This is a genomic window from Pseudomonas sp. LAMO17WK12:I10 (genome assembly GCF_900215185.1).
GTDB classification, from domain to species: Bacteria; Pseudomonadota; Gammaproteobacteria; order Pseudomonadales; family Pseudomonadaceae; genus Aquipseudomonas; species Aquipseudomonas chlororaphis.
Map to the genome: position 1 here is coordinate 103,236 of NZ_OBDX01000016.1, position 24,838 is coordinate 128,073.

Annotated in this window: 2 protein-coding genes; both read right to left on the reverse strand. The window is 68.1% G+C overall.

The window, feature by feature from the left end:
* Nucleotides 1–11,565, reverse strand: coding sequence for a non-ribosomal peptide synthetase (locus CRO75_RS18320; RefSeq protein ID WP_097137318.1), 11,565 nt, complete (start codon nucleotides 11,563–11,565; stop codon nucleotides 1–3).
* On the reverse strand, nucleotides 11,562–24,707 hold the full coding sequence (locus CRO75_RS18325) for a non-ribosomal peptide synthetase (RefSeq protein ID WP_097137320.1): 13,146 nt from the start codon (nucleotides 24,705–24,707) through the stop codon (nucleotides 11,562–11,564). Before CRO75_RS18325 ends, CRO75_RS18320 begins: the two co-directional genes overlap by 4 nt.
* Nucleotides 24,708–24,838: the final 131 nt, after the last annotated feature.

Here is a 24,838-nt window from a genome sequence, read left to right on the forward strand (position 1 = left end):
TCATGGCAGCGCCTCCCCGGCTGCCAGCGACCACCCCGCCTGCCACCAGGCCGCCAGGTGCGCCACATGCGGCGCCTTGAGCAGGCTGAAATGGTTGCCCGGGCCCTGCCACACCTGCAGTTCATCCACCTGCTGGCGCCAGCCCTCAACCATTGCCTGCTGCTCGCGCTGGTTGCCCGCGGCATCCAGGCGCGGGTCATCGGCCAGCACCAGGCGCGCCCGGCCCCGGTAGCGCCGGCGCGGTCGATAGAGGGTGCGCAAGGCGCTGGCGAAGGTGCGCACCATGCCCTGGATCGCCTCTGGCGTGGAACGCGCCGACAGCAGGCCGACGCGGACCATGCCGGCATGCAGCTGCTCCAGCTGGCTGGCGTCGTCCTGCATGGCCAACGCCCGCATGTCTATCCCCAGGGACTTGCCCGAGGCCAGTTGCAGGCTCTCGATCAGGCGCTGCAAGGCCGCCGAGGTGGTGTAGGCCTTGCCGACCACCCCGTTGCCACCGGGAGACTCGCTGTCGATCAGGGTCAGGGACGCCACTTCGCGGCCCTTGGCCTGCAACAGCGTGGCCATTTCGTACACCACCCAGCCGCCGAAGGAGTGCCCGACCAGATGCAGCGGCCCCTCGGGGTACAACGGCTCCAGCGCGTTCAGGTAATGGGCGGCCGCGCTCTCGACCCGGCTGTGGGGTACCGCGTTGCCTTCCAGGCCCCGGGGTTGCAGGCCGAGGATCGGCCAGTCCGGGCCCAGGGCTTCCGTCAGGCCGATAAAGCCGGTGACGCTGTCGCCAGCCCCCGGCACGCAGAAGATCGGCACCTGTCCGGGGCGGCCGCTCTGGATCGTCAGCAACGGCTGGTAGAGCGCTGCCGGCGATGCCGTCGCACGCTCCGCCGCCGAGGCCTGCACGGCCTGGCTGATGGCCTGGCCGAGCACCTGGATATGCGGCGCCTGCATCATGCTCTGGTGATCCCCCGGCACCGGGATCGCCCGCAGGCGATCCGCCGCCAGCACCTGGTCCCAACCCAGCAGCTGGCTGCGCCGCGACAGCTCGGTCGGCCGCTCCTCGGCGCAGAACAGGTGTACCGGCAGGTCCGGGGCGAACAGGCTGTAATGCGCCAGGGCATGGCCATGGCTCACCTCGCGTTCGAGGAAACCCAGCAGGTCGGCATCCCCCGCCGCGGCCATGTCCGGGTACAGCAGTTGCTGGTCGCGACAGCGTTGTAGTAACGCGGCAAAGTCCAGCCCGTCCAGTTCCTGATGCAGTGGGTCGAGGCTCGCCAGGGCCGCGGCACCGGCCGCGCCCTGGGCCTTCCAGTACAGGCTGCATTGCAGCAACAGGTGCAGCTTCAGCGCGTTGTCGCCGGACCAGCGCGCCTTGCCCTGGTCGGTCAGGCGCGGCAGGTAGCTGTCGATCAGACCGAGGAACTCCACCACCTGGTCCTGGCCGATCAACTGCTGGGCGATCTCGTAGGCCAGCACCCCACCGAACGACCAGCCCGCCAGGCGATAAGGGCCTTCGGCCTGCACCTCGCGGATGATCCCCACCAGGCGCGTGGCCAGGCACTGCATGGTGTGCAGCTGCGGTTGGTCGAGGGCCACGCCCGGCAAGCCGTAGATCGGGAAATCGCCGGCGATATGCTTGCCCAGCGCCGGGAAATACAGATCCAGGCCACTGAACTCATGGACCAGGAACAACGGCGGCTGGCTGCCGCCGGTGCGTACCGGGATCAGTGTCTGCTGCTGCGGTTGCGAGGCGCCCCCACGCTGGCTGAGCAAGGTGGCGATGGCGGCGACGCTGGCATGTTCGAACAGCTCGGCCAGGGTGATGTGCAGGTCGGCCTGTTGCAGCAGGGTGACCAGGCGGATCGCCAGCAGGGAGTGCCCGCCCAGTTCGAAGAAACTGTCGTGGCGCCCGACCCGTTCCAGCTTCAGCACCTCGGCCCAGGCCTCGGCCAGGGTCTGCTCCATCGCGCTGGCGGGCGCCTGGTATTCACCGTGCACCAGGGCCTCCGGTTGCGGCGCCGGCAGTGCCTTGCGGTCCACCTTGCCGTTGGCGGTCAGCGGCAGTCGCTCCAGCAGCACATAGGCCGAGGGCACCATGTAGTCCGGCAACTGGCCTTGCAGATAGCCCCGCAGCCGCTCGATGGCCAGCGCGGGCTCGGCGGCCTGGGCCGTGCAGTAGGCCACCAGGCGCTTGTCCCCCGGCGCGTCCTCGCGGGCCAGCACCACCACTTCCTTGACGCCCGGGCAGGTGGCCAGGCGCGCTTGGATTTCCCCCAGCTCGATGCGGTAGCCGCGGATCTTCACCTGGTCGTCGTTGCGCCCGATGCACTCCAGCAGGCCCTGTTCGTTCCAGCGCCCGAGGTCGCCGGTGCGGTACATCAGGCGTTGCGGCTGCGGGCTGAAAGGATCGGGGAGAAACTTCTCGGCGCTCAGTTGCGCGCGGTTCAGGTAACCCTTGGCCACCCCATGGCCGCCTATGTAGATCTCCCCCACCACGCCTACCGGTACCGGCTGTTGCCGGGCGTCGAGCACATACACCCGGGTGTTGGAGATCGGCCGGCCCACCGGCACGCTTTCCGCGTCCGCCGCCAGCGCCTTGACTTCATAAGTGGTGGCATAGGTGGTGGTTTCGGTGGGGCCGTAGCAATGCACCAGGCGCAACGCCGGGGCCTGGGCCAGCAAGCGCCGGAACGCCGCCGGGTCGGCCCGCTCACCGCCGCACAGGAGCATCCGCAGGCCCTTGAGGGCATCGGGAATCAGCTGCACATACTGGTTGAACAGCGCCGTAGTGACGAACAGCACAGTGCTGGCGCTGGCCTTGAGCGCCGCGCCGAAGCGCTCGGGATCGAGCAGGGTGTAGTGGTCGATCACCTGCACCTGGCCGCCATTGAGCAAGGCGCCCCAGACGTCCATGGTGCTGGCGTCGAACGCCGGGTTGGAAGCGAACGCCACCCGGTCCCGCGGGTTGAAATCGGCATAGCCGTTGTTCAGCACCAGCCGGGTGATGCCACGGTGCGGTACCAGCACGCCCTTGGGGGTGCCGGTGGAACCCGAGGTGTACATGATGTACGCCACCGCCTCGGCGGACTGCGCCAGCTGCGGGTTGTGCTCCGGCTGGTCGACGAGGTTCAGCCGGTCCAGCTCGACCCGACGCACCGGGCCGGCCGGCCACTCGCCGCTGCGGGTCAGCAGCAACAGCGCCCGGCTGTCCTCGAGCATGAAGGCCTGGCGCTCGGCCGGCGCGTGGCTGTCCAGCGGCACATAGACCGCCGCGCATTTGCAGATGGCCAGCTGGCTGACCAGCAGGCCCAAGGAACGCTCCAGCAGGATCGCCACGCTGTCCCCCGGCGTCACCCCCAGGCCCATCAGGTAATGAGCCAGGCGGTTGGCCCGCGCATTCAGCTCGCCATAACTCAGCGACTGCTGGCCATGCACCGCGGCGGTGGCCTCGGGGTGGGCCAGGGCCTGGGCCTCGAACAGCCGATCCACGGTCTGCTCCTCGGGGAACGCCCGCGCCGTGGCATTGAAGCCTTCCAGCACCTGATGCCGTTCCTCGCGGGAGAGGATCGCCAGGGCTTCCACCGGCGTCTGCGGCGCCTGCTCCAGGGCCAGCACCAGGTTTTCCAGGACGCACTGCATATAACCGCAGATACGCTGGGCGCCGATGCCCGGCAGGGTCAGCGCGGTCAGGCTGAAGTCCTCTCCCAGGTCATCGACGCTCAGGGTCAGCAGGTAGTTGGTGCGCTCTTCGGCCTTGAGCAGTTGCATGCCCTGCCAGGCTGTCGTCGCCGGGCTCGCATCGAGCGCCGCAGGGGCGCTGTGACGGTAGTTGAGCAACGTGCTGAACAAGGGCGTGGCCGGCGCCACCGCGCTACAGCGCTGCACCAGGGCCAAGGGCGCATGTTCATGGCTGAGCAATTGGCTCAGGCGTTGATGGGTGGCCAGCGCCGCGGTGTGCACCCCCTGCCCGCCCAGTTCGACCCGCAGCGGCAAGGTATTGATGAACACCCCCAGCGCCCGTTCCGCGCCCTCGCCGCCCTGCATGCGTCCGAGCAGCACGGTGCCGAACACCACCGATGGCTGGTTGGACACCCGGCTCAACAGCTGCCCCCAGGCCAGGTGCATCAGGCTCGCGGTACTGATGCCCAGCTGCCGGGCCTGGGCCCGCAAGCGCCGGCTCAAATCGGCATCGAGGGGCAGGCGCGCCTCTTCGGTCTCGCTGCCCTGCTCCCGGGCCGGCAGGGCGAACGGCCGGGTCGGCTCGTCGAAGTCTGCCAGCAGTTCGCGGAAGAACGCTTCGTGTTCCTGCTCGCCGATGCCCAGGCGGGTCTGGGCCACATAGTTGCGGTACGGCACTGCCTCCCCCAGCTGTTCGCCCTCGCCCAGCAGCCAGGCCTGCATCTCCTGTTGCAGCACTTCCAGGGCGATGTGGTCCATCACCAGGTGATGGAACAGCAACAGCGCCACCACCCGCCCATTGACCAGATCATGGGCATGCACCAGGCGCAGCAACGGCGCCTGGCCGAGGTCCAGGCGATGCCGGCGCGGGTCGAAGCGCGCCCGCAGTTGGTCCAGTACATCGCCCTGCGCGCCGTCCACCGCCACCGTTTCGCAGACCAGCGGAGCCTGGCGCCAGACCACCTGCACCGGCTCCTCCAGCCCTTGCCAATGCACCGAACTGCGCAGGATATCCTGGCGCTCGATCACTGCCTGCAAGGCCAGGACAAAGGCCGCCAGGCGCTCGGGGCTGGCGAAGGCGAACTGCGCCTGCAGCACATAGGGGTCGCCCTGGCTGGCGGCGATATGGTGGTAGAGGATGCCGGCCTGCAAGGGCGCCAGGGCGTAGATGTCCTGCACATTGGCCAGGCCGCCGGGCACGCTGGCGACAATGCGCTCGATCGCCTCCTGGCTCAGATTGGCCAGAGGCAGCATGGCCGGGGTGATCCGCCCGCAACCCGGGGCTATGGCATTGGCCGGCACCGCGACCTCCCGCCCAGCACCCGCCGCTGCCGCCAGCGCGGCCAGGGTCGGCTGGCCGAACAGCACCCGCACATCCGCCGCCAGCCCGGCCCGGCGCATCCGCGCGATCAGGTTCACCGCCAGCAGCGAGTGGCCGCCCAGTTCGAAGAAATGGTCATGACGCCCTACCCGTTCCACATTCAGCAATTCGGCCCAGATCTGCGCCAGGAGGATTTCGGTGTCGCCTATCGGTGCCTCGTATTCCCGCACTCGCAGCGACTCCAGGTCCGGGGCCGGCAAGGCTTTACGATCCAGCTTGCCGTTGGGGCTCAGGGGCAGGCTGTCCAGGTGCACGAACAGCGCCGGCACCATGTACTCCGGCAGTTGCTCCAGCAGGTGGCTGCGCAGTGCCTCGGTTTCCAGCCGTTCGCTGGAATCCTTGGTGGTGTAATAAGCCACCAGGCGCTTGTCCCCCGGTACGTCTTCGCGGGCCAGGACCACAGCCTCTTTCACATCCGGGAACTGGGTCAGGCGGGCCTGGATTTCCCCCAGCTCGATGCGCAAGCCGCGGATCTTCACCTGATCATCGTTACGTCCCAGGTACTCGATGGTGCCGTCCGGCAAGTAGCGACCGAGGTCGCCGGTGCGGTACATGCGGGCCTGGGCTGTGCTGCTGAATGGGTCCTTGAGGAAACGTTCGGCCGTCAGTTCGGGACGATGCAGATAACCGCGCGCTACCTGCACACCACCGATATACAGCTCGCCGACGACGCCCAGCGGCACCGGTTGCTGCTGTTCGTCCAGCAGGTACATACGGGTATTGGCAATCGGCTTGCCGATTGGTGTGTTGTCCGGGGTTGGGCCCATCGGCCCACCACAGTTCCAGGCGGTCACGTCCACTGCTGCCTCGGTCGGGCCGTAGAGGTTGTGCAATTCGCTGCCCGGCAATTGCGCCTTGAACCGTCGCACCAGGCTGCCCGGCAGCGCCTCGCCGCTGCACAGCACGCGCCGCAGTCCAGTGCAGCGAGCGGTATCGCCATGGGCCAGGAACACATCGAGCATCGACGGCACAAAATGCAAGGTGCTGATGCGTTCGGCCTGGATCACTTCGCACAGGTAGGCAGGGTCTTTATGGCCCTCAGGACGGGCCATCACCAGCCGTGCGCCGGTCATCAATGGCCAGAAAAACTCCCAGACCGACACGTCGAAACTGAACGGTGTTTTCTGCAATACCGCATCCTCGGCGGACAGGCGATATTGGTCCTGCATCCACAGCAGGCGGTTGACCACCGCGCGGTGTTCGTTGATCACACCTTTGGGTTTACCGGTGGATCCGGAGGTGTAGATCACATAGACCAGATGCCGCGGAGTCAACTCGGCGATAACTGGATTACTGAGCGGCTGGTCCCGCCAAACCGGCTGATCCAGATCGATCACCGGCACATCCCCCAGCAGCTCCCGGGTCGCGCCTTGAGCCAAAACAACTACCGGGGCACTGTCCTCCAGCATGTAGGCAATCCGCTCAAGCGGGTAAGCCGGGTCCAGCGGCACATACCCACCGCCGGCCTTGAGAATCGCCAGCAGCCCCACCACCATCTCCAGCCCGCGCTCGACACAGATCGCCACCCGCGAGTCCGGCCCCACGCCCTGCTCACGCAGGTAATGCGCCAGCTGGTTGGCCCGTTCATTCAGGGCAAGGTACGTCAGCGATTGCTCGCCGGCCTTGACTGCCAGTGCCTCGGGCGCGCGCTGGACCTGGGCCTCGAACAGCCCATGAATGCTCTGCTCAAGGTCATAAGGCACCTCGCTGGCATTGAACGCCACCAGCAGCCGCTGGCGCTCCTCGTCATCCAGCAAGACCGCCTGCTCCAGCACCGCCTGATCGTTGCCGACCATGGCCTGCAACAACCGGATGAAGTAACCGAGATAACGCTGCATCGTGGTTTCGTCGAACAGCGCCGTGGCGTATTCCAGCGAGCCGCCGATACGCCCCCGCACCTCACCCAGGCTCAAGGACAGGTCGAACTTGGCCACCTCGCTGACCGGCGCCAGCCCTTGCAGACGCAAGTCGCCCAGGGCCAGTTCGGGGCCGTCGTGGTGTTCCCAGCTCAGCAGGGTCTGGAACAACGGGCTGTGGGACAGGCTGCGCACCGGCCGCAGCAGCTCCACCACCTGTTCGAACGGCAGATCCTGGTGGGCCTGGGCTTGCAGGGTGCAGGCCTTGACCCGGGCCAGCAGCGCCTCGGTGTTCGGCGCGCCCGAGGTATCGATGCGCACCGCCAGGGTGTTGACGAACAGGCCGATCAGCCCTTCGACCTCGACGCAGCGGCGGTTGGCCACCGGCGTGCCTATCACCACCTCGGCCTGCCCGGCCAGACGCCCGAGCAACTGGGCCCAGGCCGCCATCAGGGTCATGTACAGCGTGGTGCCGTGGCGCTGGCTCAAGGCCTTGAGCCCGGCGCTCAGCGACTCGTCCAGCAGCACTTCGAGCCGCTGGCCGGCATGGTCCTGTTGCAGCGGGCGCGGCCGGTCGGTGGGCAGCATCAGCAAGGCCGGGGCGCCGCCCAGGGCCTGCTGCCACCAGGCGCCCTGGCGTTGCAGCAGCTCGCCGCCAAGCCAGCGCCGCTGCCAGACGGCAAAGTCGCCGTACTGCACCGCCAGCGGCGGCAACGGATCCTGTTCGCCCCGGCTGAAGGCCTGGTACAGCGCCATCAGCTCGCGGGTCAGCACGCCCATGGACCAGCCATCGGTGACGATGTGATGCAGGGTCAGCAGCAACACATGCTCGTCGTTGGCCATGACCAGCAGCCGTCCGCGCAACAAGGGCCCCTGCTGCAAATCGAAAGGCTCGCTGGCTTCACGCCGCGACAGCGCCTGCAAGGCCTGCTGCGCCTGGGAATGCTGGCGCAGGTCCTCGGTGCCCAGGCTGAAGGCCTGTTCGCTGGCGGCCAGCAGCACCCGGGGTTGGTCGTCGAACACGACAAAGCGGCTGCGCAGGCTCTCATGGCGCTGGACGATGCGCGCCAGCGCCCGTTGCAGCGCCGCCACGTCGAGCCGCCCGTGCAGGCGCAGGCCCAGGGCAATGTTGTAAGTGGCGTTGGCGCCCTCCATCTGCGCCAGGAACCACAGGCGCTGCTGGGCGAACGACAACGGCAGCGGCGCGTCCCGCGGCACCGGCAGGATCTGTGGCAGCGTGCTGCGCCCGGCCTCGGCCAGGACCCGGGCCACGGCCGCCAGTTCGGCGTTGGCGAAAAGCTCGCCGAGGGCCAGGTCCACCCCCAGGCGCTGGCGGATCTGCGAGACCATGCGCATCGCCAGCAGCGAGTGGCCGCCCAGCTCGAAGAAATGATCCTGGCGCCCGACCCGCTCGAGCTTCAGCACCTCGGCCCAGATCTGCGCCAGGGCCTGCTCCAGCTCGCCTTGCGGGGCCTCGTAGGCGCGGGAGAAGACCGCGGCCATGTCCGGCTTGGGCAACGCCTTGCGGTCCAGCTTGCCGTTGGCGGTCAGCGGCAGGCTGGCGAGCTTCACATAGGCCACCGGCACCATGTAGTCGGGCAACTGCGCCAGCAGGTAGGCGCGCAGTTCGCCGACTGCCAGCGGTTCGACCTGTTCCTGCTCGGTGAAATAGGCCACCAGCCGGGGATGCCCGGGCTCGTCCTCGCGGGCCAGCAGCACCGCGTCCTGGATGCCCGGCAACTGGTTGAGGCGGGTCTCGATTTCCCCCAGCTCGATGCGCACGCCACGGATCTTCACCTGGTCGTCGTTGCGCCCCAGGTAGTCGAGCGTGCCGTCGGCCAGCCAGCGCGCCAGGTCGCCGGTGCGGTACATACGCGCGCCCCGGCCTTCGAACGGGTCGTCGAGGAAGCGCTCGGCGCTCAGCTCCGGACGGTTCAAGTAACCCCGCGCCACCCCGGCGCCCGCCACATACAGCTCCCCCGCCACGCCCAGCGGCACCGGGCGCAGCTGCGGGTCCAGCAAGTAGATGCGCGCATTAGCCACCGGCGTGCCGATATGCAGCGGCTGGCCGGCCTCGATCCGCCCGGAGGTGGCGACCACCGTGGCTTCGGTCGGCCCGTAGTTGTTGATCACCTCGAAGCGCTGGGTGCGGGCGAACTGGCGCAGCCGGTCGCCGCCGATCAGCAGCTTGCGCAGGGTCGGGTGTTCGAGGTTCTGGCTGAAGGCGTATTCGGCCACCGGGGTCGGCAAGAAGCTCACGTCCAGCGGCTGGGCGCGCCACCAGTCGAGCAACCCGTCGATGTCTTCGCTGCCGTCGTGGGCCGGCGCCAGGTGCAGGGTCGCGCCGACACACAGCGCCGGCCAGACCTCCCAGGCCATGGCGTCGAAACCGAAACCGGCCAGGCTCGAGGTATGCCGGCCCTGGCACAGGTCGAAGGCTGTGCAGTGCCAGTCCACCAGGTTGCCCAGGCTGCGGTGCTCGACCATCACCCCCTTGGGCAGGCCGGTGGAGCCGGAGGTGTAGATCACATACGCCAGGTGCGCCGGGGTCAGCCCGGACACCTGGGGGTTGGTCTCGGGCTGCGCCTGCCAGTCGAAGGCATCGAGGTCGATCAGCGGCACGTCCAGGGCCGGCAGGCGTGCCAGCAGCTCGCCCTGGCTCAGCACCGCCAGCGGCGCGCTGTCTTCCAGCAGGTAACGCAGGCGTTCGGCGGGATGGGCCGGGTCCACCGGCACATAGGCGCCGCCGGCCTTGAGGATCGCCAGCAGGCCGACCAGGGTGTCCAGGCCACGGCGCGCGACGATCGCCACCCGCTCGTCCGGGCCGACGCCCAGCGCGCTCAGGTGATGGGCCAGGGCATTGGCCCGCTGGTTCAGTTCGGCATAGGTCAGCGACTGCCCCAGGCAGACCGCCGCCAACGCCTGGGGCGTCGCCGCGGCCTGGGCCTCGATGCGCCGGTGGATAGTCTGCGCCGGAGGGAAATCCACCCGGCTGTCATTGAAGCCGCGCAGCAGTTGCTCGCGTTCGGCCGGGGCCAGGATCGACAGCTGGTCCAGCGCCTGCTGCGGGGTCTGCTCCAGGGCCTGGACCAGGTGCTCCAGGGCACAGTGCATATAACCGCAGATACGCGCGCCATCGACCTCGGCGCTGGCCAGCAGGGTCAGGCTGAAACCTTCGCCGAGGTCGTCGACGCTCAGGGTCAGCGGGTAGTTGCTGCGCTCCTGGGAGCTGAGGTTGCTGATGCCCTGCCAGGCCGCGCTCGGTTCGGCGCTGCTGGGCGCGGCACTGTGCCGATAATTGAGCAAGGCACTGAACAGCGGCGCCGGCGCGAGCACGCCGCTGCAACGTTGCGCCAGGGCCAGAGGCGCGTGTTCGTGGCGCAGCAAGGTGGTCAGTCGGGCGTGGGTGGCCTTGACCCCGGCCAGCAGCGGCTGGCTGCCCACATCCACCCGCAACGGCAGGGTATTGATAAACATGCCCAGGGCCCGGTCGTTGTCTCCGCCGCCCTGCATGCGGCCCATCAGCACCGTGCCGAACACCACCTGCTGCTTGCCCGACAGCGCGCCCAGCACCTGGGCCCAGGCCAAATGGAACAGGCAGGCGGCGCTCACCCCCGCCTGCCGCGCCTGCAAGCGCAGGCGCTGGCTCAAGCCAGGCTCGATGGCCAGGCTGGACTCGCTAATAGCACCGCCATCGCCCTGCACATCCTGCAAACCGAACGGCAGGGTCGGCTCGTCGATATCGCCGAGCATCTCGCGGAAGAACGCTTCATGCTCCTGCTCGCTGGTGCCCAGACGCGCCTGGGCCACATAGTTGCGAAACGGCACCGCCGGTCCCAGGCCCTGCGCCTGGTCCAGCAGGAAGGCCTGCAATTCGTGGCGGACCACGTCCAGGGCGCTGTGGTCCATGGCCATATGGTGGAACAGCAGGCTGGCGACGAGGCGCTGCCCGGCGTCGTCCCGGGCGTATACCAGGCGCAGCAGCGGCGCCTGGGTCACGTCCAGGCGGTAATGCCGGGGGTCGAAACGCGCCCGCAACTGCTCGGCTACCGGGCCGTCCGCCGGGTCGAGCACGACTTCTTCCAGCTCCAGGGTGGCCTGGCGCCAGACCACCTGCACCGGTTCTTCCAGCCCTTGCCAATGCACCGCGGTGCGCAGGATGTCGTGCCGGTCGATCACCCCCTGCAAGGCCTCGGCAAAGGCCGCCAGGCGCTCCGCGCTGGCGAAGGCGAACTGCGCCTGCAGCACATAGGGGTCGCCTTGGGTGGCGCTGGCGTGGTGGTAGAGGATGCCTTGCTGCAAGGGCGCCAGCGGATAGATGTCCTGCACATTGGCCACGCCGCCGGGCACCGTGGCGACGATCCGCTCGATCGCCTCCTGGCTCAGGCTGGCCAGGGGCAGCATGGCCGGGGTGATATGCCGGGCATCGGCGCCGATCAGGTTGGCCGGCACCGCGACCCGCCCGGCCGTGCTGGCGTCATAGTGCCCGCTACGGATCAGCTCGATCAGCGCCGGTTTGTGTTCGCGCAGCAGGGCCAGGGTCGCCGGTTCGCTCAGCGCCTGCTTGTTGCCTTGCACCAGCAGCTGATCACCCTTGAGCGCCAGTTGAATATCCTTGGCCTTCAGTGTCGCCAGTACTTCGATCATGCTCACAGGACGATCTCCATTCGTTCGGTCATTGCCGCGTAGCCCGCCAGGGTCGGCTGTTCGAACAGCGCCCTGACATCGGCTTCCATGCCTTCCTGGCGCAGCCGACCAATCAGGCTGACGGCCAGCAGCGAATGTCCGCCCAGCTCGAAGAAATGGTCGTGCCGCCCTACCCGTTCCACGTTCAGCAACTCGGCCCAGATCCGCGCCAGGAGGATTTCGGTGTCGCCTTGCGGTGCTTCGTATTCATGCACCCGCAGCGACTCCAGATCCGGGGCCGGCAAGGCTTTGCGATCGAGCTTGCCGTTGGGGCTCAGGGGCAGGCTGTCCAGGTGCACGAACAGCGCCGGCAGCATGTACTCCGGCAACTGCTCCAGCAGGTGGCTGCGCAGGGCCTCGGTTTCCAGGCGTTCGCTGGAAAGCTCGGTGGTGTAATAAGCCACCAGGCGCTTGTCCCCCGGCACGTCTTCCCGGGCCAGGACCACCGCCTCTTTCACACCCAAGAACTGGGTCAACCGCGCCTGGATTTCTCCCAGTTCGATACGCAGGCCGCGGATCTTCACTTGGTCGTCGTTGCGCCCCAGGTACTCGATGGTGCCGTCCGCCAGATACCGGCCAAGGTCGCCGGTGCGATACATGCGGGCCTGGGGGCCGCCGTTAACAGAATCGGCGCTGAACGGGTCCTTGAGGAAACGTTCGGCGGTCAGCTCCGGGCGATGCAGATAACCGCGCGCCACCTGCACCCCGCCGATATACAGCTCGCCCACCACCCCCAAAGGCACCGGTTGCAACTGTTCATCCAGCAGGTACAGGCGGGTGTTGGCAATGGGTTTGCCGATCGGCGTATTGTCCGGGACCTGCTCCACAGGCCCCGCACAGTGCCAGGCGGTCACGTCCACCGCGGCCTCGGTCGGGCCGTAGAGGTTGTGCAATTGGCTGCCCGGTAGTTGCGCCTTGAAGCGTCGTACCAGGCTGCCCGGCAGCGCCTCGCCGCTGCACAGCACACGCAGCAGTGCAGTGCAGCGAGCGGTATCGCCATGGGCGAGGAACACATCGAGCATCGACGGCACGAAGTGCACGGTGGTGATGCATTCGGCCTGGATCACGTCGCACAGGTAGGCCGGGTCTTTATGGCCTTCCGGACGAGCCATCACCAGCTTCGCGCCCGTCATCAACGGCCAGAAAAACTCCCAGACCGAGACGTCGAAACTGAACGGCGTTTTTTGCAGCACCGTATCCTCGGCGCAGAGGCCATATTGGTCCTGCATCCACAGCAAGCGGTTGACCACAGCGCGGTGTTCATTCATCACACCCTTGGGTTTACCAGTGGAACCCGAGGTGTAGATCACATAGACCAGATGCCGTGGAGTCAGCTCGGCGATGACTGGATTGTCGAGCGGCTGGTCCAGCCAGACCGGCTGATCCAGATCGATTACCGGCGCATCCCCCAACAGCTCCCGGGTCGCGCCTTGAGCCAAGACCACTACCGGCGCGCTGTCTTCCAGCATGTAGGCGATCCGCTCCAGCGGATACGCCGGGTCCAGCGGCACATACCCACCGCCGGCCTTGAGAATCGCCAGCAGCCCCACCACCATCTCCAGCCCGCGCTCGACACAGATCGCCACCCGCGAGTCCGGCCCCACCCCCTGCTGACGCAGGTAATGCGCCAACTGGTTGGCCCGCTCATTCAGGACGCGGTACGTCAGCGACAGCTCGCCGGCCTTGACCGCCAGCGCCTCGGGCGTGCGCTCGACCTGGGCCTCGAACAGCCCATGAATGCTCTGCTCAAGGTCGTAAGGCACCTCGGTATCGTTGAACGCCACCAGCAGTTGCCGGCGTTCCTCGGCGGTGATCACCGGCAGGCGGTTCAGGGCGGTTTGCGGCGACTGTTCCAGGGCGTCCACCAGCCCCTGCAGCGCGGTCTGCATAAAGTCGCAAACCCGCTGCGCGCCCACTCCGGCGGCAACCAGCGCGGTGAGCTGGTAGCCATCGCCCAGGTCGTCGACATTGAGGGTCAGCGGATAGTTTGTGCGCTCTTCGCTGGCCAGGGTTTCGATCCCCTGCCAGGCGTGTTGCAGCGCCTGGTGCGGGGTAACGCTGTGGCGGTAGTTGAGCATGGCGCTGAACAGCGGCGCGCCGGCGGCGACGCCACTGCAACGTTGCGCCAGGGCCAGGGACGCGTGTTCGTGGCCCAGCAACGCCGTCAACCGGGCATGGGTGGCGCGCACGCCTGCACGCACATCCTGCCCGTCGATATCGACCCGCAACGGCAGGGTATTGATAAACACCCCCAGCGCCCGGTCGGCGCCGGCGCCGCCCTGCATCCTGCCTACCAGCACGGTGCCGAACACCACGCCGCGCTTGCCCGAAGCCGCCGCCAGCACCTGGGCCCAGGCCAGGTGGAACAGGCTGGCGGCGCTTACCCCCAGTTGCCGCGCCTGGCTTCTCAGACGCTGGTTGAGGGACGCCGGCAGACGCAGCTGCCGTTCCTCGATCCCGTGCCCATCGCCCTGCACATCCTGCAAGCCGAAGGCCAGGGTTGGCTCGTCGATATCGCCGAGCATCTCGCGGAAGAAGGCTTCATGTTCCTGCTCGCCGGTACCCAGGCGCGCCTGGGCCACATAGTTGCGAAACGGCACCGCCGGCCCCAGCTGCCGGGCCTGGCCCAACAGCAAGGCCTGAAGTTCGTGGCGCACCACTTCCAGGGCGCTGTGGTCCATGGCCAGGTGGTGGAACAGCAACACCGCCACCACGCGCTGGCGCGCCGGGTCGGCGGCGTACATCAGTTGGATCAGTGGCGCCTGGGTCAGCTCCAGGCGGTAACGCCGGGCATCGAAACGCTGGAGCAACTGGGCCAGCACCTCGCCGGCGGCCGTGTCGCAGGCCACCTCGCGCACCACCAGCGGCGCCTCGCGCCAGACCACTTGCAGCGGCTGTTGCAGCCCCTCCCAGAGCACAGCGGTGCGCAGGATGTCGTGGCGCTCGATCACCTGCCGCAAGGCACCGGCGAAGGCCTGCAAACGCGCCAGGCTGTCGAAGGCCATGCGCGATTGCAGCAGGTAGGGGTCGCCCTGCTCCGCCATGATGTGGTGATACAGGATGCCCTCCTGCAACGGCGCCAGGGGATAGATGTCCTGCACATTGGCCGCGCCGCCGGGCACCTGGGCGACTATCCGCTCGATATCCGCCTGCTCCAGCTCCACCAGGGGCAGCAACTGCGGGGTGATGTGCCGGCAGCCTACGGGAATCAGGTTGGCCGGCACCTCGATTTCCCGGCCGCTGCCGACCGCCGCGGCCAGCGCCGCCAGGGTCGGCTGGCTGAACAGGATGCGCACATCGGCGCTCAGGCCCAGCTGGCGCATGCGCTCGATCAGGCTCACCGCCAGCAGCGAATGCCCGCCCAGCTCGAAGAAGTGATCGTGGCGACCGACCCGCTCGACCTTGAGCACCTCGGCCCAGATCCCGGCCAGGGTCACTTCGACCTCGCCCTGGGGCGCCTCGTACTCGCGGCTGAGCAAGGCCGCCTGATCCGGCTCCGGCAAGGCCTTGCGGTCGAGCTTGCCGTTGGCGGTCAGCGGCAGGCTGTCCAGGCGCACATAAGCCGCCGGCAGCATGTACTCGGGCAAACGCCCTTGCAGATAAGTCCGCAGCTCCTCGATATCCAGCGGCCGGTGCTCGCTGAACCAGGCCACCAGGCGCCCGTCGCGCACCAGCACCACGCATTCGCGCAGCGCCTCGTGGCGGGCCAGGGCGGCTTCGATTTCCCCCGGCTCGATGCGCATGCCCCGCACCTTGACCTGATCGTCATTACGCCCCAGGTACTCGATGCTGCCGTCAGCCAGCCAGCGCGCCAGGTCGCCGGTGCGGTACATCCGTGCTGCCGGGCCGCCGTTGACAGAACCGGCGCTGAACGGGTCGTCGAGGAAACGCTCGGCGGTCAGCTGCGCACGGTTCAGGTAACCCCGGGCCACGCCGGCGCCACCCACATATAGCTCGCCCGCTACGCCGACCGGCACCGGTTGCAGTTGCTCGTCCAGCAGGTAGATACGGGCATTGGCCATGGGCTTGCCGATATGCAACGGCCGCCCGGCCTCGATCCTTCCGGAGGTGGCCACCACCGTGGCCTCGGTCGGGCCGTAGTTGTTGATCACCTGGAAACGCTGGTTGCGAGTGAAGTGGCGCAAGCGGTCGCCACCGATCAGCAGCGTGCGCAGGGTCGGATGTTCCAGGTCCTGGCTGAAGGCGTACTCGGCCACCGGGGTCGGCAGGAAGCTGACGTCCAGCGGCTGCCCGCGCCACCAGTGCAGCAGGTCGTCGATGTGTTCATTGCCGACCTCGGCCGGCGGCAGGTGCAGGGTCGCGCCGCCGCACAAGGCCGGCCAGACCTCCCAGGCCATGGCGTCAAAGCCAAAGCCGGCAACGCTGGAGGTTTGGCTGCCCGGCTTCAGGTCGAAGGCCGCGCAGTGCCAGTGCACCAGGTTCTCCAGGGTCTGGTGCTCGACCATCACCCCCTTGGGCAAACCGGTGGAGCCGGAGGTGTAGATCACATAGGCCAGGTGCGCCGCGGTCAGCGCCGGGCTGGGGTTGGTCACCGGACGGTATTGCCAGTCGGTGGCCGCCAGGTCGATCAGCGGCAGGCTGTCCCCCAGCAACCCACGAGTCTCCTGTTGCGCCAGCACCGCCACCGGCGCGCTGTCCTGCAACAGGTAGGCGATGCGTTCTACCGGGTAGGCCGGATCGATCGGCACATAACCGGCCCCGGCCTTGAGAACCGCCAGCAGGCCGATCAGCATCTGCGGGCCGCGGCGCACGCAGATCGCCACCCGTTCGTCCGGCTGCACGCCCTGGGCCAGCAGGTGCCAGGCCAGCTGGTTGGCATGCTGGTTGAGCTGGCGATAGGTCAGGCGCTGCTCGCCCTGCAACAGCGCGAAGGCGTCCGGGGTGCGTGCGGCCCGGGCTTCGAACAGGCCGTGGACGGTCTGCCCGCGCGGGTAGTTCGCGGCGCTGGCGTTGAAGCTCGACAGCAGGCGTTGCCACTCCGCCTGCGGCAGGATCGGCAGACGTTGCAGCGCCAGCTCGGGGTCCTGCTCCAGGGCCTGGGCCAACTGTTCCAGCGCCTGCTGCATGTACTGGCCGATGCGCTGCGCGCCGATGCTCGACAGCGTCAGTACGTTCAGGCCAAAACCCTCGCCCAGGTCGTCGACGCTCAAGGTCAGCGGGTAGTTGCTGCGCTCTTCGCCGCCAAGCAGTTCGACGCCCTGCCAGATTCCCTGGCCGGATCGGGCCATCTCCTGCGGCGCGCTGTGGCGATAGTTGAGCAAGGCGCTGAACAGCGGCGCGCCGGCGGCCACGCCACTGCAACGCTGGGCCAGGGCCAGGGACGCATGCTCGTGCCCCAGCAGCGCGGTCAGCCGGCCGTGGGTGGCCTTGACCGCGGCCTGTACCCCCAGGCCGCGATCGACCCGCAACGGTAAGGTATTGATAAACATGCCCAGGGCGCGGTCGGCGCCCTCGCCGCCTTGCATGCGGCCCATCAGCACGGTGCCGAACACCACGTCCCGACAGTTCGACACCTGGCCCAGGACCTGGGCCCAGGCCAGGTGTATCAGGCTCGCCGCGCTCACCCCCAGGCGCCGGGCCAGGGCCCGCAGGCGCAGGCTCAGGGCGGCGTCCAGGGCCAGCTCGGCCTCTTCGATATCACGGCCGTCGCCCTGCACATCCTGCAAGCCGAACGGCAGGGTCGGCTCGTCGATATCGCCGAGCATCTCGCGGAAGAACGCTTCGTGCTCCTGCTCCGCCGCCCCCAGGCGCGCCTGGGCCACGTAGTTGCGATAAGGCACAGGTATGCCCAGGCGCTCGGCCTCGCCGAACAGGAAAGCGCGCATCTCCTCGCCGACCACGGCCATGGCCGTGTGGTCCAGGGCCAGGTGATGGAACAGCAGGATCGCCACCACCCGCTGCCGGGCCGGATCCTGGGCATAGACCATGCGCAGCAGCGGCGCCTGGGTCAGGTCGAGGCGGTAGTGGCGGGCATCGAAGCAAGCGTGCAACTGCTCCAGCACCTCGCCGTCGGCCGCATTCAGCGGCACCTGTTGCAGCACCAGATCGGCCCTACGCAACACCACCTGCACCGGCTGTTTCAAGCCTTCCCAGAGCACAGCAGTGCGCAAGATGTCGTGGCGCTCGATCACCTGCCGCAAGGCGCCGGCAAAGGCCTGCAAACGCTCCAGGCTGTCGAAGGCCATGCGCGATTGCAGCAGGTAGGGGTCGCCCTGCCCGGCACTCAGGTGGTGATAAAGAATGCCCTCCTGCAATGGCGCCAGCGGGTAGATGTCCTGCACATTGGCCACGCCGCCGGGCACCTGGGCGACTATCCGGTCGATCTCGGCCTGCTGCAGTTCCACCAACGGCAACAGGTCCGGGGTGATGCGCTGGCAGCCCGCGCCAATGCGGTTGGCCGGCACCTGGATCTCCCGGCCGCTGCCCACCGCCGCGGCCAGGGCTGCCAGGCTTGGCTGGCTGAACAACGCCCGCACATCGGCGCTCAGGCCAATCTGGCGCATGCGCTCGATCAGGCTCACCGCCAGCAGCGAATGCCCGCCCAGCTCGAAGAAATGATCATGGCGGCCAACCTGCTCGACCTTGAGCAGCTCGCTCCAGATCCGCGCCAGGGCGATTTCCACCTCCCCCTGCGGCGCCTCGAAACCACGGCTGAGCAAGGCCGCCTGATCCGGTACCGGCAAGGCCTTGCGGTCCACCTTGCCGTTGGCGGTCAGCGGCAGGCGGTCGAGCCGAACATAGGCCGACGGCACCATGTAATCAGGGAGCTGGCCTTGCAGCTGGGCGCGCAGGCTGTCGAGCTCCGGCGCCGACTCATCGGCCGTGGCGGTGAAGTAAGCCACCAGGCGCTTGTCGCCGGGCTCATCCTCGCGGGCCAGCACCACCGTGTCCTGGACGCCCGGGCAGGCCGCCAGCCGGGTCTCGATTTCGCCCAGCTCGATGCGGAAGCCACGCAGCTTCACCTGCTGGTCGTTGCGACCCTGGTACAGCAAGGTGCCGTCAGCGCGCCAGGACGCCAGGTCGCCGGTGCGATACAGCAGGGCCTGGGGTTCGCCGGCAGCATGATCAGTGAAGGGATCGGCGATAAACGCCTGGGCGGTCAGCTCTGGCTGGTTCAGGTACCCCTTGGCCACCCCGGCACCGCCGATATACAGCTCGCCTACCGCGCTGATCGGCAGCGGGCGCTGTTGGGCATCGAGCACATAGGCCCGGCTGTTGCCGACCGGCCGGCCGATGGGGATGCCGCCCTCGCCTGCCTCAGTGATTTCGAAGGTGGTGGAGAAGGTCGTGGCCTCGGTCGGGCCATAGCCGTTGAGCAGGTGCCGCGGCGCGCCCTGGCGCAGGACCCGGCCGATTACCGCCGGGTCGAGCACGTCGCCGCCGACGATCAGGTAACGCAGGCGGCTGAACGTCGGCATCAGGCCATCGGCGTACTGGTGGAACAGCCCGGCGGTCAGCCACAGCACGCTGACCTGCTGTGCCTGCAACAGTTGGCCAAAGGCCTCGCGGGACAGCAGCACGTCCTGCTCGACCACCACCACGCAGCCGCCGTTGAGCAAGGGCGCCCAGACCTCCAGGGTGCTGGCGTCGAACGCCGGGTTCGAGGCAAAGGCCACCCGGTCGTCGCGGTTGAAATCGGCATAGCCGTTGTTGATCACCAGCCGTGTGATCGCCCGGTGCGGCACCAGCACGCCCTTGGGCGTACCGGTGGAGCCGGAGGTGTACATGATGTACGCCAGCGCCTCGGAGGACTGCGCCAGCTGTGGGTCTTGCTCCGGCAAGCCGTCGAAGGTCAGGCGATCCAGATCGACCCGCGCGACACTGTGAGAAGTTGCCTGGCGGCTGTCGCTGAGCAGCACCCGCGCGGCGCTGTCTTCGACCATGAACGCCTGGCGCTCGGCCGGCGCATTGATATCCAGCGGCACATAGACCGCTGCGCACTTGCTCACCGCCAACTGGCTGGCCAGCAGGTCCAGGGAACGCTCCAGGAGGATCGCCACGCTGTCCCCCGGATTCACTCCCAGGCCGATCAGGTGGTGGGCCAGCTGGTTGGCGCGGCGGTTCAAGGCGTCGTAACTCAGGCCACGGCCGCCCTGCACCGCCGCCGTGGCCTGCGGGTGCTGCCGCGCCTGGGTCTCGAACAAGGCGTGCAGGGTCTGGGTGTGGGGATAGTCGCGCTGGGTGGCATTGAAGGTCACCAACAGGCGCTGGCGTTCTTCCGCCGGCAGGATGCTCAGCTCGAGCAACGGCCGGGCCGGCGCCTGCTCCAGGGCCTCCACCAGGCCCCGCAAGGCGCTCTGCATATAACCGGCGACCCGCTGGCCACCGACCTCGGCCAGGGTCTGCACCACCAGTTCGAAGGCTTCGCCACGGTCGTCGACGTTGAGCACCAGCGGGTAGTTGCTGCGCTCCTGCGAGCTGAGAATCTGGATGCCATCCCAGGCCATATCGTCCACCGCGGCCACTTCTTCGCCGGCGCTGTGGCGGTAGTTGAGCAGGCTGCTGAACAGCGGCAGCGAAGCCGGAACGCTGCTGCAACGCTGGGCCAGGGACAGGGACGCGTGTTCATGCCCGAGCAACTGCGAGAGCCGCCCGTGGGTGGCGCGCACCGCGTCGCGCACGCCCACGGCACCGAGGCTGACCCGCAGCGGCAAGGTATTGATAAACATGCCCAGGGCGCGGTCGGCACCCTCGCCGCCCTGCATCCGCCCCAGCAGCACGGTGCCGAACACCACCTCCTCGCGGCCCGAGACCTGTCCCAGTACCTGGGCCCAGGCCAGGTGCACCAGGCTGGCGGCGCTGACCCCGAGCTGGCGCGCGTGTTCGCGCAGGCGCCGGGCCAGGGCCGCGTCCAGGGGCAGGCGCGCCTCTTCCACGCCACTGCCGTCACGGTTGACGTCCCTCAGGCCGAAGGCCAGGGTCGGCTCGTCGATGTCGCCGAGCATCTCGCGGAAGAAGGCTTCGTGTTCCTGCTCACTGACCCCGAGCCGGGCCTGGGCCACGTAGTTGCGGTACTGCACGGCCTCGCCCAGGGGCTGGACGTGGCCGGCTGCATCCAGGGAGCGGGCAAGCCCGCTCAGGCTGGCGCTCATTTCCGCCACCAGCCCGGCCAGCGCGGTGTGGTCCAGGAGGATATGGTGCAGCAGCAGGATGCCCAGCCAGCGCTGGTTGCGCTCGTCCCGGGCGTAGGCAAAGCGCATCAGCGCGGCGCGGTTCAGGTCCAGCCGGTAATGCCGTGGGTCGAAGCGTTGCTGCAATTGTTGCAGCACATCGCCGTCCGCGGTTTCGACGTCCACCTGCTCCACCCTCAGCGGCGCCTGGCGCCAGACCACCTGCACCGGCTCGTCGAGGCCCTGCCAATGCACGCTGCTGCGCAGGATGTCGTGGCGCGCGATCACGCTGTCGAGGGCGCGGACAAAGGCCTCGACCCGCGACAGGTCGCTGAAGCCGCACTGCACCTGCAGCACATAGGGATCGCCTTCGGCGCTGGCCAGGTGGTGATAGAGGATGCCCGCCTGCAACGGCGCCAGGCCGTAGATGTCCTGCACATTGGCGACGCCACCGGGGATCTCGGCGACTATGCGCTCGATGGCCGTCTGGTCGAGGTCCGCCAGCGGCAGCAGGTCCGGGGTGATATGGCAGCAATCAACGCCGATACGATTGGCCGGCACCGCTACCTGATGCTGGCCATCGACCGCGGCGGCCAGCGCCGCCAGGGTCGGCTGGCCGAACAGCACCCGCACATCGGCGCCCAGTTCCAGCTGACGCATGCGCTCGATCAGCTTCACCGCCAGCAGCGAATGCCCGCCCAACTCGAAGAAGTTGTCGTGACGGCCGACCCGCTCGACCTTGAGCAGCTCCTGCCAGATCGCCGCGATGCGTTGTTCCACCTCGCCCTGCGGCGCCTCGAAACCACGGCGAGCCAGGGCGGTGCTGTCCGGTGCCGGCAGCGCCTTGCGGTCGAGCTTGCCGTGGGTGGTCAGCGGCAAGGCGTCGAGCTGCACGAAGGCGCTGGGCACCATGTAGTCGGCCAGGGACAGCAGCAACTGGTCACGCAGCGCCGCGACCTGCAGCTCGACTCCTTCGGAGCCGATCAGGTAGGCCACCAGACGCTGGTCGCCGGGCTCGTCCTCGCGGGCGATCACCATCGCCTCGCGCACGCCGGCGCAGGCCGCCAGCCGCGCCTCGATTTCCCCCAGTTCGATACGGAACCCGCGGATCTTCACCTGATCGTCGTTACGCCCCAGGTACTCCAGCTCGCCCTGAGCGTTCCAGCGCGCCAGGTCGCCGGTCTTGTACAGGCGCTGCCCGCTGTCCGCGCGAAACGGATCGTCAATGAAGCGCTCGGCGGTCAGTGCCTCGCGGTTCAGGTAACCCCGCGCCACCCCGGCGCCGCCGACATACAGCTCGCCCACCACTCCCAGCGGCAGCGGCTCGTGCCGCTCATCCAGCACATACAGCTGCAGGTCGGGAATCGCCCCGCCAATCGGGCTGGCCCCCAGGCGCTGGGCATCCTGTGCCTGCAGGGCGCGGTAGGTCACGTGCACCGTGGTCTCGGTGATGCCGTACATGTTCACCAGGCGCGTGCCGGCGTTTTCCACGCGGCCATACCAGGGCTTGAGAATGCCCGGCTCCAAGGCTTCGCCACCAAAGATCACCTGGCGCAGGGAGTGCTTGAGCAGGCTGCGCTCCTGGGCCGCGATCAACTGGCGGAAGGCGCTCGGGGTCTGGTTGAGAATGCTCACCGAAGCCTCGCACAGCAATACATAGCAGTCGTCCGGCGAACGGCTGACCAGTTGCGGCACCACCAGCAACCGGCCGCCGTGGATCAGCGCGCCCCAGATTTCCCAGACCGAGAAGTCGAAGGCGAAGGAATGGAACAGCGCCCACACGTCCTGGCGGTTGAAGGCGAACCAGTCCTGGGTCGCCGAGAACAGCCGCGCCACGTTGCGGTGCTCGATCATCACGCCCTTGGGCAGGCCGGTGGAGCCTGAGGTGTAGATCACATAGGCCAGGTTCGCGCTGCTCAGCCCCGGCACCTGGGGATTGCCCGAGGGCTGCCGATTCAGCTCTGGGTCGTCGAGGTCGAGCAGCGGCACCGCCAGTTCGCCCAGTAGCTGCCGGGTACCGGCCTGGGCCAGCAGAACCAGCGGTTCGCTGTCGCGCAGGGTGTAGCTGATGCGCTCCTGGGGATAGGCCGGGTCGATGGGCACATAACCGGCGCCCGCCTTGAGGATGCCCAGCAGGCCGACGATCATTTCCAGGCCGCGCTCGACACAGATCGCCACCCGGTCGTCCGGGCGCACGCCCAGGGCCATCAGGCGGTGCGCCAGCTGGTTGGCGCGGCGGTTCAACTCGCCGTAGCTCAGTTGCCGCCCCTCATAGATCAGCGCCGTGGCGTCGGGTTGAGCCACGGCCTGGGCCTCCACCTGCTGGTGGATCAATTCGTTGTCGGGGAATGGTTGCCGGACCGGGTTCAGGCCGAACAGCAGTTGCTGGCGTTCGGCCGCCGGCAGAATGTTCAGGTTTTGCAGCGACGCTTGCGGGTTGTGTTCCAGGGCCGCAACCAGGCTTTCCAGGGCCGTTTGCAGGTAACCGCCCAGGCGCACGGCGCCGATCTCGGCGGCGACCATCAGGGTCAGGCGCAAACCTTGGCCAAGGTCGTCGACGTTGACCGTCAGCGGGTAGTTGGTGCGCTCCTCGGCGCCCAGCACCTGGATGCCCTCGGCGATATCGATCACCGCCGCGGCGTCGCCGGCGGCGCTGTGCCGGTAGTTGAGCATGGCGCTGAACAGCGGCGTCGGCGCGCTCACCGCGCTGCAGCGCTGGGCCAGGGCCAGCGAGGCCTGTTCATGCCCGAGCAGTGCGGTCAGGCGCTGGTGGGTGGCCTGCACCGCGGCGCGCACGCTTTGCCCGTCGACATCCACCCGCAGCGGCAAGGTATTGATAAACATGCCCAGGGCGCGCTCGGCCCCTTCGCCGGCGTCCATCCTTCCCAGCAGCACGGTGCCGAACACCACCGCGCGGCGCCCCGAGGCCTTGCCCAGGACCAGGGCCAGCGCCAGGTGCATCAGGCTCGCGGCGCTCACCCCCAGCTGCCGGGACTGGCCACGCAGGCTCAGGCTCAGGGCATCGTCGAGATCGATGCGCAGCTCCTCGATACCGCGGCCGTCGCCCTGCACATCCCGCAGGCCGAACGGCAGGGTCGGCTCGTCGATATCGCCGAGCATCTGGCGGAAGAACACCTCGTGCGCCTGCTCGTCGGCCCCCAGCCGCGCCTGGGCCAGGTAATCGCGAAACGGCACCGCCGGCGCCACCTGCTGGCATTGGCCGAGCAGGTGCGCCTGGATTTCCTCGCGCACCAGATCCAGCGCGGTATGGTCCATGACCGTGTGATGAAACAGCAGCATGCCCACTACCCGCTGCTGGCTTGGGTCTTCGGCGAAGACCAGGCGCAGCAGCGGTGCCTGGCGCAGGTCGAGGCGATAATGGCGGGCATCGAAGCGCGCCTGCAATTGCGCCAGCACGTCGCCGTCGGCGGTATCGAAGCTCAGCTCTTCGCAGGCCAGCCGGGCCTGGCGCCAGACCACCTGCACTGGCTCGTCGAGACGCTCCCAGAACATCGCGGTGCGCAGGATATCGTGGCGTTCGATCACCCATTGCAGGGCCTCGGCAAAGCCCTGCAGGCGCTCGCGGCTGGCGAAGGCGAACTGCGCGTGCAGCACGTAGGGGTCGCCCTGCCGGGCCGACAGGTGGTGGTAGAGCATGCCTTCCTGCAGGGGCGCCAGCGGGTAGATGTCCTGCACGTTGGCCGCGCCGCCCGGCACGCTGGCGACTATGCGCTCGATGGCCGGTTGGTCGAGCTTGACCAGCGGCAGCATGTCCGGGGTGATGCGGTAGGCCGGGCTCAACCAGTCGCCGTCATGGCGGGCCACCAGTTCCAGCAGGCGCGACTTGTGCTTGACCAGGCTGTCCCACAGCGCGTCGTCCAGCCCCTCATCGTCACCCAGCACGACCAGGTCGCCTTCTTCCTGTTGGAGACGGATCGGCTGGGTGGAAATAATTGCCATCAATTCGCTGAACTGCATGTAAGTGACCTGCTTTCAAATTCGGAAACGGTTGATGAGAAAATCCGGTTTCAGCTGCAACCTGACGCCCGCACGACGGCCCGCTACGTCCACCAGGATCCAGCGCTGTGACGGCTCTGCCGGCATGTTCA